11 protein-coding genes and 4 pseudogenes are annotated in these 17,112 nt (G+C 42.4%); 6 read left to right on the forward strand and 9 right to left on the reverse strand.

Going from position 1 to position 17,112, the window contains the following annotated elements; genetic code table 11:
- The first annotated feature begins 92 nt into the window (after window positions 1-92).
- Window positions 93-1,067, forward strand: coding sequence for an arginine deiminase-related protein (locus OCV19_RS22935; RefSeq protein WP_065676091.1), 975 nt, complete (start codon window positions 93-95; stop codon window positions 1,065-1,067).
- A 151-nt stretch (window positions 1,068-1,218) separates the two neighbouring features.
- On the opposite strand, the gene OCV19_RS22940 is transcribed toward OCV19_RS22935, so the two are convergent.
- Together OCV19_RS22940 and OCV19_RS22945 are read right to left on the reverse strand one after the other, a co-directional pair.
- On the reverse strand, window positions 1,219-1,851 hold the full coding sequence (locus tag OCV19_RS22940) for an esterase/lipase family protein (protein WP_065676092.1): 633 nt from the start codon (window positions 1,849-1,851) through the stop codon (window positions 1,219-1,221).
- A gap of 124 nt (window positions 1,852-1,975) precedes the next feature.
- The gene (locus OCV19_RS22945; protein ID WP_065676099.1) at window positions 1,976-2,896 is read right to left on the reverse strand and encodes an IS5 family transposase; all 921 of its coding nucleotides are present in this window, start codon (window positions 2,894-2,896) and stop codon (window positions 1,976-1,978) included.
- A gap of 212 nt (window positions 2,897-3,108) precedes the next feature.
- Here OCV19_RS22945 and OCV19_RS22950 point away from each other — a divergent pair, with 212 nt between their 5' ends.
- Window positions 3,109-5,475, forward strand: coding sequence for a BNR-4 repeat-containing protein (locus OCV19_RS22950; protein ID WP_065676093.1), 2,367 nt, complete (start codon window positions 3,109-3,111; stop codon window positions 5,473-5,475).
- Window positions 5,476-5,601: 126 nt separating this feature from the next.
- Here OCV19_RS22950 and OCV19_RS22955 read toward each other — a convergent pair whose 3' ends face one another.
- The 4 genes and pseudogenes from OCV19_RS22955 to OCV19_RS22970 form a co-directional block, all read right to left on the reverse strand.
- Entirely contained in the window at window positions 5,602-7,092 is a 1,491-nt protein-coding gene (locus OCV19_RS22955; protein ID WP_065676094.1) for an L-fucose/L-arabinose isomerase family protein, read from the reverse strand.
- Window positions 7,093-7,104: 12 nt separating this feature from the next.
- A complete protein-coding gene (locus tag OCV19_RS22960) occupies window positions 7,105-8,124 on the reverse strand; it encodes an aldose epimerase family protein (RefSeq protein ID WP_065676095.1) in 1,020 nt (339 codons plus the stop codon).
- Between the two features lie 321 nt (window positions 8,125-8,445).
- Complete coding sequence (locus OCV19_RS22965; RefSeq protein WP_240508239.1) at window positions 8,446-9,744, reverse strand: glycoside hydrolase family 3 C-terminal domain-containing protein; 1,299 nt, start codon at window positions 9,742-9,744, stop codon at window positions 8,446-8,448.
- Window positions 9,745-9,756: 12 nt separating this feature from the next.
- Window positions 9,757-10,923, reverse strand: a pseudogene (locus OCV19_RS22970) (glycoside hydrolase family 3 protein); the annotation flags it as partial.
- On the opposite strand from OCV19_RS22970, the pseudogene OCV19_RS22975 reads away from it, so the two are divergent.
- The 4 genes and pseudogenes from OCV19_RS22975 to OCV19_RS22990 all read left to right on the forward strand — a co-directional run.
- Window positions 10,838-11,548: pseudogene (locus tag OCV19_RS22975) on the forward strand (IS630 family transposase); the annotation flags it as partial. The pseudogenes OCV19_RS22970 and OCV19_RS22975 sit on opposite strands and share 86 nt — an antisense overlap.
- Before the next feature lie 112 nt (window positions 11,549-11,660).
- Window positions 11,661-12,931 (forward strand): annotated as a pseudogene (locus tag OCV19_RS22980) (IS4 family transposase).
- 10 nt (window positions 12,932-12,941) lie between these two features.
- Window positions 12,942-13,271, forward strand: a pseudogene (locus OCV19_RS22985) (transposase); the annotation flags it as partial.
- A gap of 137 nt (window positions 13,272-13,408) precedes the next feature.
- Window positions 13,409-13,561 carry a hypothetical protein gene (locus tag OCV19_RS22990; RefSeq protein WP_206377652.1) on the forward strand — a complete coding sequence of 51 codons (153 nt, stop codon included), beginning with the start codon at window positions 13,409-13,411 and terminating at the stop codon, window positions 13,559-13,561.
- A 60-nt stretch (window positions 13,562-13,621) separates the two neighbouring features.
- Here the strand turns inward: OCV19_RS22990 and OCV19_RS22995 are convergent, their stop codons facing one another.
- From OCV19_RS22995 to OCV19_RS23005, 3 genes are all read right to left on the reverse strand, one after another.
- Complete coding sequence (locus OCV19_RS22995; RefSeq protein ID WP_065677698.1) at window positions 13,622-14,197, reverse strand: mechanosensitive ion channel family protein; 576 nt, start codon at window positions 14,195-14,197, stop codon at window positions 13,622-13,624.
- Window positions 14,197-15,132: a CorA family divalent cation transporter gene (locus tag OCV19_RS23000; protein WP_065677699.1), complete on the reverse strand. Its 936-nt coding sequence runs from the start codon at window positions 15,130-15,132 to the stop codon at window positions 14,197-14,199. The genes OCV19_RS22995 and OCV19_RS23000 overlap by 1 nt, the downstream gene beginning before the upstream one ends.
- A gap of 327 nt (window positions 15,133-15,459) precedes the next feature.
- The gene (locus tag OCV19_RS23005) at window positions 15,460-17,082 is read right to left on the reverse strand and encodes a phosphoethanolamine transferase (protein WP_065677700.1); all 1,623 of its coding nucleotides are present in this window, start codon (window positions 17,080-17,082) and stop codon (window positions 15,460-15,462) included.
- Between the last annotated feature and the right edge of the window lie 30 nt (window positions 17,083-17,112).

Below are 17,112 nucleotides of genomic sequence, written 5' to 3' on the forward strand. Positions count from 1 at the left end.
GATAAATATTCAAATCAATATTCTTTTCAGTGAATCTTGTTGTAACAAGTTGTTTACAATTCTGAAGTAAATAAAAGATAGGGACGGTTGAAATGTTAAACCTACACAAAAAATCACTTCATATCACTAATGTTCAAAACGCCAATTGCGTTGTTATGGTGCCGCCAAAAGAGTTTAAATTTAACGAAGAAACAGCACGTGATAACGAATTTCAGCACAGAGTTAATCTGACCGAAGCTGAGGTGAAAGTAGAAACGATGGCCGAATTTAAAGCTATGGTCGCTTTGTTGCGTAAAGAAGGTGTGCAAGTTGTAGAGTTTGATTACCCAGAATTGGGCGTTGAAACTCCGGATGCTGTTTTCCCAAACAACTGGTTCAGTACCTGTAGCGATGGAAGCTTATTCACTTTCCCTATGGCGTGTGAAAACCGTCAGAATGAAGTTAAGCCAAATGCTCTTATTGAAGCGTTAGAAGCGTCGGGTCGTATTGTTAACCACAGTGAATCTCTAGAGTCTTACATCGCGCAGGGTTCTTATCTAGAGAGCACGGGCGTGATGGTTATCGACCATATCAACAAGACTATCTACGCAGCGCTTTCTCAGCGTTGTGACCGTGAAGTGTTAGAAGACTATGCGAAGCGTATTGGTTACTCTCGCGTGGTTTCATTCCAAACAGCACTGCCGTCTGGCCAGCCGATTTACCACACCAATGTGATGATGGCGATTGGTGATAACTTCTGCGTGATCTGTGATGAAGTGATCCCAGAGTTTGAGCGCCGCTTTGTGGTGAAATCTCTTGCTAAAGACAAGCAAGTTATCTCTATCTCAATTGATCAGATGAACCGATTCTGCGGTAATATTCTGCAACTGGAGACAGTGAATGGCGACAAGGTGATCGCGATGTCTCAATCGGCTTACGATGCGTTTTCTCCAGCTCAGTTAGCTCAGCTATCGACACATGGCAAGCTGCTACCATTTAACGTGAAAACGATCGAAGACATTGGCGGTGGTTCGGTGCGATGCATGTTGGGTGAGGTGTTCTTACCAACACGAGTTAATCGCTTGTAACAAGTATAGAAAGTATAACAAGCACTCACTTCAGTAATGAATCTTTGAATACCACTCTTATCGCAGAGTGGTATTTTTGTTTTTATCCATCACAAATAAGAGAACAAGAGTTCGATACAGGAGTCAACGCGCAAAAGCTAATGGCAATAAGCTATGAAGCGTCCTTAAAAGCTCTGTGTTCGATGAACTGAGCCGACAGTGTTACGACTTCTTTGGAGTAGACAAGCGCTGTGTGGTTGAGTTTGAGGGCGTAGGTATCCGTTGCTCCTCTTAGGTTGGCGTCTTCGAGTGTGACTGTGCCATCGCCCGGATTTCTTCCCAGAACAATACGTCCGACTCCGGCGTCGTAGGTGCCTGTAATCACGCCAATCGGCACATCAATATCGTAGTCACCCAAGCCATCGCTTAAGATAATTTTGCTCGAGCCAAATATAAATCCAAGCCCATGATTCGACAGTGTTTTGGCGATGGTTGCCCCATTGTGCGGTGTGCCTGCTGTAATAATACAGGTGTCGGCAAAATTGGGCTGATAAAACTTAAAGTAGTGACGAATGAGCAAACCACCCAGTGAGTGACCAAAGAAGTAGACCTCATCGTATTCATCAAAACGCGCATTAATAAAGCGATTGAGGCGTTTAGCGGCCGAAGGGAAACGCAGCGAGTTGTAGGCAAACTTGTGCGTTGTAAAGCCGCGTTTTTTGAAATTCCTATCCAGATATTGCATGATCAACGAAGGCATATATAGACCATGAATTAAAACTATATGTTTGTTTTTATTGTTCATTTTTGTCCTCCGTTTGATGATGTCCCCAGTATATTCAGTGATGAACCGAAACTCAATTAAATGCATTGGTGGCTTTGTTGCGTAATTAAATTTAGAGATAGAGCCAACCCGTTTCGCTTATTTCTTAGTCAATACGACAAGTTTCAGGCATACCTAACCCAGTAAGCTTGTTCAACGCTTTTATCATCGCGTAAGTTTCACCCACCTGGGCATTGTAATTTCTTAAGCTCAGTTGCCCTCCTAGCAACTGTTTAACTCGATACATCGCTGTTTCTGAGAGTGAACGTTTGTGGTATCCATACCGCTCTTTCCAATACTTATTTGAGCCGTATAATTTCTGGCAACCCACGGCGAGATTTCGAGGGTGACCACGCTCCCAGAAGGCAGCCCCTTCTCTTGGGGGAATAAGCGCAATAGCTCCCTTAATCTTAATAGCAGCGTGACACGCTCTCGTGTCGTAAGCGCCATCACCAGACACCTCAAGGATACTTCGGCGTTTTTGTTTCAGTAAGTTAGGGAGTACTTCTCCATCTGTAACCGTCGATAAACTTAGCTCGGCGGCAATGATCTCATGAGTGTTGGTATCGACGGCAATATGCAGCTTTCGCCAGACTCTACGCTTGCCATCCGTCCCATGTTTTTTGACTTTCCATTCACCTTCGCCATAAACCTTAAGGCCAGTAGCATCAATGGCTAGGTGCTGTATTGCTCCTCTCGTTTTAGTCTTAAATGAAACCTCAACTTGCTTGGCTCTACGACTGATGCAGGTGTAATGCGGACAACTTAACGGTACATGGGCTAACCTAAATATCGAGTCGATAAATCCTTGAAGCGCTCTCAATGGCATAGAAAAAACTCGTTTCACCATGAGTGCTGTCGTGATAGCTAAATCACTGAATCGACGCGGCCTCCCGCGCTTATTCTGTTTACTTTGCGCCCACCCGCTTATTGCTTCTTCATCAATCCAAAAAGTCAGAGAACCACGGTTAATGAGTGATCGGTTGTATTGCTTCCAGTTGGTTGTTTTGTAACGAGGCTTAGGCATAGGACTACGAGAGAGTGTGGAGGTAGCTGAGCAGATCGTAGGTTCTTGATTTAGTTCCATTGAATTACGCAACAAAGCCTTTTTTATGTTTTGAATGAAAGTCTCAAAGCTGTTTGTTCGTTAAAGTAAATGACTGATTAATGTTGAAAATGTAATGTTCTTAATTATTCTAATGGCTGATGGTTTGTATTAATTAAACGCAAGGAATTTTTATGAAAAAGGACAAGTCAAAACTATCATGCCTCAAAGTAACAGCACTTACTTTCTTAATAAGTTCTTCATTTGCTAACGCAAATATTCACCTAGAAGAACAAGTAAAGATATCCGATATAGGGTTATTTTTTGATGGAGAGAAAGTAGCAAATAATGCTGAAAACACAGGTCCTGGACAGTATGATTATCTTTTTGGGCAGCAGATCTCAGCTCATGGCGATGCTATTAAGGTTTATAAAGACTATGTGTTTGTCACTTGGTACCGAGGAGGCAAGTACAATCGTCACGTGATGCTCAGTAGATACAATCGTGCAACAGGCAAAGTCAAAAGTATTGAGTTTCCTCATACGCATACTGGGTTTCAAAATCAGTGGTGGATAGGTGAGTCCCACAACACAATAGCCGTAGCCATTAGCCCTGTTGATGAGTCTATCCATTTGTTATATGACATGCATGCATACTCGAATTCCAAGCCATCCGATGGCAGTTTAAGCCAGGACTATTTTCGATACAGCTTTTCAATGAATAATGCTGCAAGTGTGCCAGATAGTGAATTTAACTTAAGTTTATTTGAACAAAATGATGACGGTGGATATAAGCACCTAACGTTAACTGGCGAAGTTGATCATGATACGTTTTCAGGTTTGACTTACCCTAAATTCTTTCAGAATACATTGGGCGAACTATTGGTTTACATGCGTAAAGGCGGTAACAATAATGGAGGCTACCAATTTGCTAAGTATAAAGCGGATGAGAATCGATGGTCAGATTTTCAGCCGTTCAATGTTATCAATGCTAAAAGCTATGGTGAAGCATATAACTGGGGTGTATATGGCAGCATGAAATTCGTTGATGGTAAGCTCAGGGTTGGCTTTCAACGACGTTCTGGTAATAACAATGATAAATATGTTTATCAAAATGGTTTTTACTATGCCTACTCGGATGATCCAAGCGGTGCAACGCAATGGAAAGATCACAGAGGAAACGCTTTTTCTATCCCGTTAGCAGAATCGGATAAAATTAAAATTTCTGAACCCGGTGATCTGGTCAGTCAAACAGCGCCTAATTCAGTTTACATCGTTCATGGTTTTGATTGGACCGTGTCTGACGCTGGCGACGTTCACTTTATAGGTGCAGTAAAAACCACAGACAATAGTGAAAGGGTAAAGGTACATACTTATAAAAAATCAGGCGATGAAGACTTTACGACGACTACCGACTTTGCCGGTGCTGACAAAATCTATACTTCTGGGAATAGAATTTACATCATAGGCTTAAATTCACAAGGCCGACCATTTGTCGAGATGGCGAAAAGTGGCACCAATGACTTTACTCGCGTTTATGAGGCAAAAGATGGTCCGAACTTTAGGCATGGCGTCGTGCATGTAGAAAATGACAAAGTATACTACTACCTTCAGGAACGAGGTGAATCTGATAAATTACCCTTGTATGTACAAATTATTGACTTAGAGTTAGACCCTACGGCACCTGAAGGTTTTGAGTTTGCAAGTGTCGAAAACCAACCGATCAGAATTGATACCCCTGTTGATATTGCTTTTGGCTCCAATGGAGAGTTTGTATACCTATATGGACAAGAATCAGAGATCAATTGCAACGTTGAGCAACTCGGTGACCCTAACCCAGGACAAACCAACTATTGCTATACCCGCCCCGCGCAATCACTTGATCCTGTCGTGACTTTTGAACAGACATCAGTTGAATTAAACGAGAGTTATGATTCTTTGTACGTATTAGTCAATGCCAGCACGAACAAACCGGACAGTACAATATCTACTGTGAAGTTGTATTTAAATGGTGAGTTTTTAAGGCAAGAAAAATATGCTCCCTATGAATGGGGTGACAATGAGCGAACTGAACTACTCGGGCTTGAAGCGGGTACACATATGATAACTGCAATAGCGGTTGACAGTGATGGGATTGAAACAGAAACCACGATGAACGTAACTGTTTCCACACTAGAACCTCAAGTGATCTATGTAGACGATGAGCAGGAACCTAATGTTGCGTCCAATATGTTGGATGGTGATAATTCTGATGCTTCTCGATGGAGTGCTCAGGACTTTAGCAAAGCGGTCATCTTCGATCTTGGGCGTACCGAAACCATCACTGGTACAAGTATGTGGACTTATCAAAACCGCGCATATCAGTATCAAGTCTCTGTCTCTGATCAACCATCAGGGCCATTTACTCTGCTTTCCGATATGGGTGAGAATACCAGTAGTGCACAACCTCTAACGACTCATGATCAAGCACAGGGTCGTTATGTTAAGCTAAATGTTATCGGTGCATCTAATTACAATCATAATTGGGTGAGTATCAACGAGTTCAAAATTAACACTCAGTAATCGTATTTTCGTTAAATATATGAAATAACGTAGCGAAAGGGCTTTAAGATCACTCTTAAAGCCCTTTCTATTATTAGAAATACTGTCAATGTATTTTAGGACGAGACACAGTTATTTTATTTTGGATTAACCAAGAAAAACACTTGGGATTTCATTTGGGTAACGTTCATGTGCAGGTTGGTTGTAATTAATATCAGAAACACCAATCAAATCGAGCACTTGGTACAGTGTTTTACCTACATGGCCAAAGGCAATGCCAGCATGGTGCGGATAACGTTTCTGAATTAATACGTGACGGTAAAAACGCTGCATTTCGGGAATAGCAAACACTGCGATAGAACCAAATGATTCAGGGTCGATATCTAGAATATCGCCTTGTGCAACGTATGAACGCAACTTAGTGTCTGCCGTTGATTGAAGACGGAACAGTGTGACTTCACCCGCTTTAATCTGGCCTTCAAGAGTACCACGAGTGATATTTGGCTCAAGTCCCGGTTCCATCAAGCTGTGCATGATTTTTTGGAAGCGAAGCTGTGAGTTTTTCATGCAACTTGGTGCTGTGTTGCCACAGTGGAAACCCATAAAGAGATCTTTCTCTGTGTAGCTACCCATTTGGTCTGCAGCATTTTCAACCATGTCTTTTGGCACGGTATTGTTAATATCTAACAAAGTAGCTGGGTGGTCGGTGGCACAAGTAATCATATACTCAGACAGTGCTCCGTAAATATCGACCTCGCAAGCGACAGGAATACCGCGCTCTGCTAGACGAGCATTGACGTAACAAGGGACGAAGCCGAAGAACTTCTCAAACGATGGCCAGCACTTGTTAGCAAAGATACCAAAGGTTGAAGCGCCAAGGTTTTCTTTGTGGAATTTCAATAGTGCCACTTCGTATTGTGCCAGTTTTGGCAGCAGATCTGGGTATGGGTTGTTATCGCCCAACTCTTGCTCCATTTCCGCAACGATGCGCGGAATGTCTTCGTGACCTTCTGCTTGCTGATAGAGATCCAGCAAGTCCAGCTCGCTGTTTTCCATGATCTCTACGCCAAGATCAAACAGGGCTTTGATAGGAGCATTACACGCAACGAAATCATGCGGACGTGGGCCAAAGCTGAAAATTTTCAGACCTTTTAAGCCAAGAATGGTGCGTGCCACCGGAGCAAAGTCACCGATCATTGTCGCGACTTCTTCAGGTGTGCCTACTGGATACTCAGGGATATGTGGGCGAATATTGCGCAGGTTTGCACTGTAAGACGCGTTTAGCATACCGCAGTAGGCATCGCCACGATCATTGCTCAAGCATGCGGTTGATTCCTCTGCAGCAGAGACAAACATCACAGGGCCGTCAAAACGTTGTGCCATTTGAGTTAATGGGCCTTCAGGTCCGAAGTTACCTAAATAGATCACAAGAGAGTTGATTGACTTATCTTTTGCTTCTTGGAGTGCTTTGATCATGTCATTTTCATTTTCGATGATCGTTTCTAGCTCTACAATATTAACTTCTTTGTTTTGACACTGCGCTACAACATTGTTTCGACGTTGCTTTGACAGTGAAATAGGAAAGCAGTCACGGCTAACAGCAACAATGCCCATATTTACTTGAGGAATGTTAATCATAATAATCTCTATCTATTTGGTTGTTAGTACTTGATATACAACGTTGTGACGGTACGGCTTGTTTGGCCCATAAATACAATCTTGTTTATTATCCATATTGATCTGGTTTGGATAACATTGAGTCTCTAGACATAAGCCTGCATGCTTATGATAAATTCGGGAATTTCGGCCATGCTCTTCGTTTAAAAAATTACCGGTGTAAAATTGCATGCCAATTTGGTCACTTGCTACATGCAAGTGAAGGCCAGATGTGTTTTCTGAAACAATTGCGTTAGTTTGAAATTCGGTTGGCTCGAAACACCAACAGTGGTCATAGCCACCAGCCGCTTTTAGTTGCTGATTGTTTAAGTCCATATTCTGTTTAATTTGAACAGATTGACGAAGGTCGAATGGAGTATCTTCAACCGGCGCTTCAAATAATGGAATTGCGCAACTATCTACAGTTAGGTAACGGTCAGAGTTGATTTGAATACTGTGGTTCAACACATTTTCACTTTCATCTAAGTTAAAGTAAGTATGTTGAGTCATATTAATTGGGGTTTTTCCGTGTGGCATTGCTTCATAGCAGATACGGAGTTCATTTTCTTCAGATAAGTGGTACGTGACCTCAAAATCGATCGTATGTGGATAGCTTGCTTCATCAGCATTTATCGTTGTCGCGAGTTTTAATGTGGTGTCGTTAATGATTTCGACAGTCCAGCGTTTTGCGCCTAAATTGGCAGAAGCACCATGTAAATGATTGGTGTTTTCATTTTGTTCTAGTGCAAAATCAATATCGTCAATTGAATAATGGCCATTAGCAATACGGTTTGCCCAAGGCCCGACAACGCAACCTAAATAGCATGCCCCATTAATGTACTCATTCGGAGTGTCGTACCCCAAAACAATATTTCTAGTTTTTTCATGCTTGTCTTGTACATAGAAATTGACAATTAAACCGCCGAGATCAGAAATATCAACTTGGGTGCCTTGTTGATTAACTAAAGAGAACAATTGGTATTCACCCCAACTCATCACTTTGAAATTTGCCATAATTTAATTATCCGAATTATTTGAATAACTAAATTTTGTGCTTTACACAGTATTTTTTCTATTATGTTTTTTAGTCTCTAATTAATAAATAAAGTTAATGTGATCCAAGGCGTATATCTATTGTTGAACTTGAATTTTGCCCGTTAATTTTATTTAAGTTACCTTGTTGATTAACATGAATTAAACTTTGTAATTACTGTTGCGTAACAAGAGAAATCCCCAAGAGGTACGACCAACTTGGGGATTAAACAACCTACATTGCTAATGTTTATGACAAAGAGTCACGTTATGCTTTACCGGCATTGGTTGGCGCGCCACATCTTAGCCAGAGTGAGCTTCACAAACCATATTCCATTCTCTTGGCAATACTTTTTTACCAGGTTGAACTTTTATGACATGTCGCGACTCTATTTCTTGTGAAGAACGGCCTAGCATGAGATCAAACTCTCCGCCTTCAACCACACGTCGATTTGATGAGTCAGTGAAGCTCAACATATGAATCGGTAGCGTAAAGGTAACGGTTTTAGTCTCTCCAGCGGTTAAGAACACTTTATGGAAACCTTTCAACTCTTTTACGGGGCGTACAACAGAACAAACTTGATCGCGAGCATAAAGTTGGACGATTTCTGTACCGTCACGTTCACCTGTGTTAGTGATGTCGATAGACAGAGTTACTGATTCATCAAATCCATAGTCTGTTTTGTTTAATGTCGCGTTGCTGTAGTCAAAGTTTGTGTAACTTAAGCCAAAATCAAAATTGAACCGAGAGCCAAAATGAAAGGCTATCGGTGTACCAGCACTTTTCAGTTTGTGGTTATAAAAATACGGCACCGCTCCAACATTTTTTGGAATAGATAGGGTCAGCTTACCGCTTGGATTAGTCACCCCTGTCAGTACATCTGCAATCGCGTCTGCTCCTCGTTGACCTGGAGCCCAACCATATACGATCGCAGCAGCTTCATCTTCTGCCCGACCTAAACAATATGGGCGACCACCCGTCACAACGTCAACAACTGGCTTACCACTATCTAGTGCAGCATTGAGTAACTGCTGTTGCACACCAGGTAAGTCAAGTGTATCTGCATCAGATCCCTCACCAATTGTACCGGTTTGGAACAAACCTGCTAAATCGCCCACACATACTACCGCTACATCTGCGTCGCTTATAATAGAAGTCGCTGATTCAATATCCGAAGTACCCATACTTACCGGTGATGTTTTATCCTGCGTGACCGCCATATCAACATCCCCAGGGAAAACGGGTGCTCCGCCGTGGCGTTCTGTCAGGATATCGCAACCTTTTTGGTAGCCAATCAGAGTCACGCGTTCTTCCATTGCCTCTTTGATAGATTTAGCAACACGTTCTGATGAATCGTTACCGCTCAAAATGAGATGTACAGGGAAACTATAGCCACCAAGCAGTGCTAATGGATCATCAGCCGTCGCGCCTAGTAGTGCCACTTTACTATCCTTCGATAAAGGTAATTGACCATTGTTTTTCAGTAGTACAATCGACTCACTGGCTGCTTGATAGGCGAGCTCATCACTCGTTTCATTATGTAAAGGCTCAGTAGGTACAGGTGTGTATGGGTTTTCGAATAGGCCAAGGTCAAATTTCATCGCTAAGACGCGCCCAACAATCTCATCAATTTTTTCTAATGTGATGAGTTTTTGCTCAATCGCTTCACTAATGTAGGTTGTACAAGCATCATCAGGCAACTCAACATCTAGCCCTGCGTTAAAAGCTTGTGCTGCAGCATCAACGCGATCTTTAGCGGTAGCATGGTGCTCACTTAGAAGCTCAACACCGCCGTAGTCAGCAACAATAAGACCATCGAAGCCCCATTGGTTTCGCAATACCTCTGTCATTAGAAACTCAGAGCTATGACATGGTTCACCATCAATATCATGGTATGCCGGCATTATGGAACCCGCATTACCTAACTTTACTGCCATTTCAAAAGGCAGTAAAAAGGTGTCATTCAACTCTTTAAAGCCTAAGTTTACTGGTGCGTGATTACGCGCTCCTTCACTGGCTGAGTGACCGACATAGTGTTTTAATGTTGCGATCAAATCACGGTCTTTACCTTGAAGACCTTTTACATAACTGGTGGCCATGATACCAACCAGATAAGGATCTTCTGCTAGGGTTTCTTCAGTACGCCCTCAGCGAACATCACGAGATACATCTAATACAGGGGCAAGACCTTGCTTAGCACCAACGGCTCTTGCTTGACGACCAATATCTTCGGCCACTTTCTCCATTAGTTCCGGGTTCCACGTATGCCCGTAGTTTAAAGAGGATGGATAAAGAGTGGCACCTTGTGCCATTAAGCCAACTAAACATTCTTCATGCGGGATGGCTGGAATTCCTAGTCGAGTATTTTCTATTAGATGTTTTTGCAGTTGATTTAATGCCTGAACCCCTTGTATTGCACCAACAGTATGAGTACCAAGTGGGCGGGTAATTTGCCCAAGACCATGCATTAATTTCTCTTGAACGGTGCGAGAAATACTATTGCTTGACATCTCAAGCTCGCGTTCTTGATGGTCACCATTTTCATCCAAAATTAACCACTGTGCACCTAATTGAGCTACTTTCTCATCTAATGTCATTTTTGAAAGTAAGTCTTTTACACGTTCGTTTGTGGTGTATACCCGTGAGCATTGAAGGTGCTTGATTTTAGCCAAAATGAGGATCATGCTAGGTGACATGAAAATAACACTATCCAATGAACAAAAAATCACGCTGATTAACCAACACGATACGACTCGTGATGGGCGAGTGCGCGATCGCATCAAAGCTGTTATTCATGCCAGTAACGGGTGGAGTCCTGAAGAAATTGCCGATGCACTGCTTATCCATGAAACAACGGTTAGACAGCATCTCAAAGATTACTCACTATCGAACAAGCTCAAGCCTGAAAATGGTGGTTCAAAAAGCTACCTATCTCAACAGCAAACCCAAAGCTTGATTTCACACCTAACCTCGCGCACCTATCATCATACGCGTGAGATTGTTGCGTATGTTTTTGCTGCTTACCGTGTGCAATATAGTGTTGCAGGAATGAACAAGTGGCTTCACCAAAATGGTTTCAGCTACAAGATGCCCAAAGGCGTACCTCATAAGTTTGATGAAACCAAACAGAAAGCTTTTATTGAGGCTTATGAAGCGCTCAAAGCCAGCTGTAGTAAGGATGAGTCGATCCTATTTATTGATGCAGTCCATCCGACTCAAGCAACCAAAATATCGCACGGTTGGATACGAACAGGGCATGACAAGTCTGTTGAAACAACGGGAAGTCGAAGTCGCCTCAATCTCATTGGTGCTTTAAATCTTAACGACATTGGCGGGACTATTATTCATGATTACGAGACCATAAACAGTGAAAGCATTGTTCGCTTTTTCTGCCAAATTAGAGAGCGTTCATAGACAGGATCTTAAGCTCTAAGCTATTTATTTAGATAGAAAAAAGGCTTCATTTATGATCAGATAATCGTCGCCAAACAAACCACCCATATCAACCGTGAAGCCGATGACGATTATCTCCCTACAAAAGCAGTTTAAGCAATTCTTTAATGCTGATAGCCTTCAAAAAATGGCGAAAAGTACAGGACTTATGAAGCGATGTCGGGCTATCTTACCCGACCAGCTAGTAGTAAGCCTAGTGGCCGCTTTGAGCAAAGGAAACTGCTCATCTATTGCCGATTTACTAAGGCAATTCAATGGGATGTGCTTAAGCGCTAAAGATACTGTGGCTTATAAGCCCTACCATAACCAGTTAAGAAAAGAAGAATTTCCGATATTCATGCGCCAATTGGCCATGCGAGCGATAGCTCAGTTTGCTCGCCAGCAGAGTGCCAACCTACCAGATAAACTCGCCACCTTTGATGATGTGCTGCTTCAAGATGGTAGCTCTTTCCACATTCATCGTGACCTTTCGAACGTTTACCCGAGCCGATTTAAACGCAATCCAGCCGCAGTTAAATGCCATATGACAATGTCTTTAAAAAAGCTTTTCTCCAGTCGCAATGAGCATCAGCGCTGATACAGCATCAGAAAGAGACTTTTTGCCCGCCCCCAAAACAATGAGTAACAAATTGTTGTTGGCTGACGCAGGGTACCCTGACTTCCAATTCTTTACTGAGCTTGAACTGTATGGTGGTTTCTATATTTTTTCGAGGAGCAAAGTCCCTGAATCCTCATGTTATAGAAGCGAGAAACGGTCAGGGCCGGCATTTATCTAAACTAGAAGGAAAGAAGCTCAAAGACATCACTCGAGGTACTAATCGCTCACAGGTACTCGACCTTAAAGTTCGTAGTGGTAAGCAAGAATTTAGAGTGGTAAGACGTTGGTTTGCAGAAGAAAAGCGATTCTGTATTTGGTTAACTAACTTGCCTTCAGGTACCTATACTGCTGATGACATAATGGCGATCTACCGCTGTCGATGGCAGGTGGAGTTGCTTTTTAAAGAATTAAAATCTCACACAAACTGGCAACGATTTGTCACCGCACAAAAGGCCATCGTTGATGGGCTTATCTGGGCCAGTTTACTCTCGCTGATCATCAGGCGCAGTACTGCGCTTCAGATAATGCCATCGGTCTCGCTGTTTAAGGCGGCAAAAAATGTGGATGTGTGGCTGTTGCCCATATTTGAATGTATCAGCCACAAGGCATGGTCAGAAATAGGCAATAAACTGGAATGGGCCTCTAGCTATATATTTAAGAACGCACAAAAGTCCGCCCAGAGGAAGTCAAAGAAAAACATCACGTTAGACGGGATTTATGCTGGTCTTAATGCTTAAGGTTCAGTCTATGAGAGAGCGTTATCCATTAGAACACAAGCTCCATCTTATCTTAGATGGTGCGGGGTACCATCGCAGTGAACTAGTCAGGGATGCTGCTTTTGTCTTGAATATTGAGCTTCATTATCTTCCACCTTATAGTCCGAATCTAAATCCAATCGAGCGGCTTTGGAAAGTGATGAACGAATATTCAAGGAACAACGTTTATTTCAAAACTAAACGGGAATTCAGAGAAGCCATCGAGAATTTTGGCATTTTGACTCTACCTGAGATCGCAGACTCTTTGACGTCTCGAATAAATGATAATTTTCAAGTGCTCAAACCCGCATCTTCAAGTTGACTGGGTATAACACTAATCGTTCACTATCTATCCAAGTCCATGACGCTGGAGTGTACCAATTTAATAGTCTTGTATGATACGACCATGATCCTCTTGCTCAATCAGCATGCAGCTTATTTTTAAATGGGGAGTTCAGTATGATGGTACCGAGTAACGGAACGAATAATACATCAGTCGTTGTTGAAGGTCTGAAGGTTAAATTAGCTCCAGGTTTTTATACATTAGATACTGACTTTGTTAAGCCTGGTTTAGTTTTAGAAAAAATCATGTTCAGCAAAGAGCTGCTTTAAATAAATGTCTGTTTGTAGCCCTTTATTGAACTTATTGATTGGGACGTTGAATAGGGCGCATTATTTTCCTGAGTCTCCAGCTTTGATGAGTTTTGTATCGACAGTTTCACTCTTTAACTCAGGATCAACTAATACCTTTATCACGCCTTTTTGTAGGATCAGGTTATTAGGGTAGGTGATGATGTTGCCCGAACTGTGTCGAAGAATAACATGGAACATGGTGATATCGATGATCACACCGCTGATGTCTTCGTCTTTCTCCGCGACTCTTACTCTGTCGCCAATGCGATAAGGGAAGACGAAAAATATTAGTACGCTGGCTGTGAGGTTACTTAGAATCGACCATTGCGCGAATAAAGCGACACCCAGCACCGCAAATATGGATGATAAGAACAGCGAAATATCACCAAAACCCAAGTTAAGAACAATCGTAAACACAGCGATGAAGAGTAGAAACAGAACGATATTGAAACACTTAATCACGAACTGCTTTCGCTTCAATTCGACACGCTTATTTTCCGCTAATGTTTCTATCCAGTTCTTACCTAAGCGTTTGATCACCCAATACACAGTGATAAGAAGTAAACCTAAAACTACTTGTCTAAGCCACATATTGGATTGCAAAAACTCAACCATTAAATAAACCTCAATTTTTTCAAAATAATGACCTCTGCCGCTATGACCACGAGCAGCCCAACGCAAAATAGTGGAAATGCTATCGGGTTATCTGTTCCGGGTATCCCAGCTATATTGACACCCAGTAAACCGGTGAAAAACCCAGCAGGGAGGAAAATACCTGCAATGATAGAAAATAGGTACGTATTTCTATTCATTTTTTCAGCTTGTTGCTGACTTAGGCTCGCTAAAAATACATTAATTTGTTCGATGTAAAACTCAACAGACTCGTTAATTCTCAGGATGGTATCAAGGCTGTTCTTTATATGACTGTTGTGCTTACTCAATGGTGCAGGTAGGTCACTCATTAAATCTTCAAAAACGTATTTCTGTGGCTTCAAATAACGCCTTAGTCTGAGTAGCCTTGAATGTAGAGCGTTAATAGATCTTATGTCGATATTGGATGTAGATTCTAACTCATCAATTAATAGTTCGACGGGTGCTAGGAAGGTTGAAATATTGTGGTTGATTCCACGGATCATGCCCAACAACACATCAGGTAATGATGTAGGGCCTTGGTTTTGTTTGAGATCAGATATCAGATTACTGACCGCTTTTGAAGGAACTTTGCGTGTCGATATTAAAGTGCCTTTGTACCATAAGATGCGTAGGCTAAGCATGTCGTCAGGGTTAGCACCTTCGTTTAGATTAATGCCTCGCAGAATCATCAAAAAACAGTCGTGGCCAAACTGTTCGAACCGAGGGCGGGTGTCATCGGTGAGTAATGAATCGATGATGGCATTTGGAACCGTATTACTGTGGAGCCATTCTCTCAAACCGTCAGCATCTCTTTGGCAGTGATACCAAGTTGATTGCTCGAATGAGGCTGGGCTGGTGGTGTGTTCATGTGCCACACCCTCAGAAAATTGCCAGCTTGAAATTATGAAAGCGTCCATTCATTTGTCCTTAATGATATGACGTAAACATTGATATTATGGCGCCATTCAGGTGCCGTATTGAACTGAGCTTAATCTTGGTAAGTTCAATGAGCGATGTGAGTGAGATAAAGTCTAATAAGACAGGTTGGTCTTTGGAGCTCGACGGACTCTTCCATTATTGTCTCTATTAAATGTAGCTCATTGTTTCGTCGTTATAAATTAGCACTCTAGCTCCATGTTAGCGACGAAAAAAAGAAAAGACCGAGGTCTTTTCTTTTTAGGGGAAGTTGAGGAGAGCTGGTTCAGACAACTCGAGTTTTCCGATGGTTTACATAAGCAAAAACACTACCGACACGCAGCAAAAATATCTTGGTTCTCTCGATATTCTTTGGTTTGTACATCCATTAGGCCGAGTAAAGAGTCGAACAGGTTGTCTTGGGAGAAGCTCTGTTCTTTGCCTGCCTTTCTTAAGCAGGTCTGGTTTATCCCTTTCTGCTCGGCGAAACCATCAGACATCCACATGATCATAGGCACATGGGTTTGCTCTTTCGGCGCCAATGAATAAGGCATGCCGTGTAAGTAGACGCCGTTTTCCCCTAAAGATTCACCATGATCGGAAATGTACATTAGCGCCACGTTGTACTTATCGGTGAGTTTCTCTAGCTTTTGAATAACCTGTGAGAGAAAGAAATCCGTGTACAAAATGGTGTTGTCGTAGGTGTTTACCACTTCCTCTTTGGTGCAGTTTTCGATATCTGCACGAGCGCAATCAGGCGTAAATTTCTTATGTTCTTCTGGATAACGCTCAAAGTACGTTGGGCCGTGAGATCCCGAAATATGATAGAAAATGATGCTATCTTGCTTAAGATCTTGAGTGTCTTGTTCGAAGTTCTCTAGCATCGCTGTGTCGTAGCATACGTCGTTATTACATAACGGGTCGCTGTCTTTAGCGACGAGCGTCATCTCTTTGATTCGGTGTGCGACCGCCTTATCCCCACCATCATGTTCTCTCCAGATAGAGTGAATGCCCGCGCGGTTCATTATGTCGACCACGTTATCTTGGTTGTAGGCTTTGTCGCGGTCGTAGTTGCTACGATTCATGTTCGAGAACATACACGGTACAGAAACTGCGGTGGCTGTTCCGCACGACTGCACATCAGAGAAAAATATCGGGTTATAAGGCTTGGTATGAGCGTTGGTTTCTCTCTCATAGCCATAATATTGGTAGTTATACACGCGAGCGGTTTCGCCAAGCACAAACACCAATAAGGTCGGCTTGGTTGCCGCTTTTGCTTGTGGTTTGAGCTGAGCCTCTAACCCCAATTCTTGATAGGGGATGGGCTGTTTGATGTAGGTGTTATTGATGTATTTGACCGTTGATGCCACATACTCGGTCGGAATGATCATCTTTTTGATGTGCGAGTTATTACGACCAATCGAGACGTAATCTTTGTAGAAAAGCCCGGCAATAATCGCAATGACAATCAAGGAAGAGAGCAGCCCAATTGATTTCCAGACAAAGAAATCCTTCCAAGACTCTTTTTCAAGTTTGGTAAACAGCAGGATGAGCGATGGAATACCGCCCATGGCGAGTAGCCATAAGATCGAGTGACCACTGATATAGCTGGCTGCTTCACCGCTATTGGTCTCAAACACATTCTCTATCATGCCGTAGTCGACGAATATGCCGTAATTGAACATGCTGTAGCTGACTAAGGTTGAGGTGATCAGCAATAAGATGAAAAACGGCTTAGAGAAAATAGGCCAGTTGAAGACTTGGAAGATGAAATTAAAGGCAGCAAGGAAGAAGATAGGAATGGAGATAAGAAACGCAACGCTTTCAGACTTCGATGCCTGAACAATACTAAACAGTTCTTGGGAGAGAGGTAAATTGACGACAAGCAGATAATACACGGCCAACACAAAAGGCAGCTTGTTTATCGACATGTTAAAGCTTGGTAGATTCATAGGTCTTGTTTTCCTGCGTCTCTTATCCCT

The organism is Vibrio celticus (assembly GCF_024347335.1).
Classification (GTDB): Bacteria; Pseudomonadota; Gammaproteobacteria; order Enterobacterales; family Vibrionaceae; genus Vibrio; species Vibrio celticus.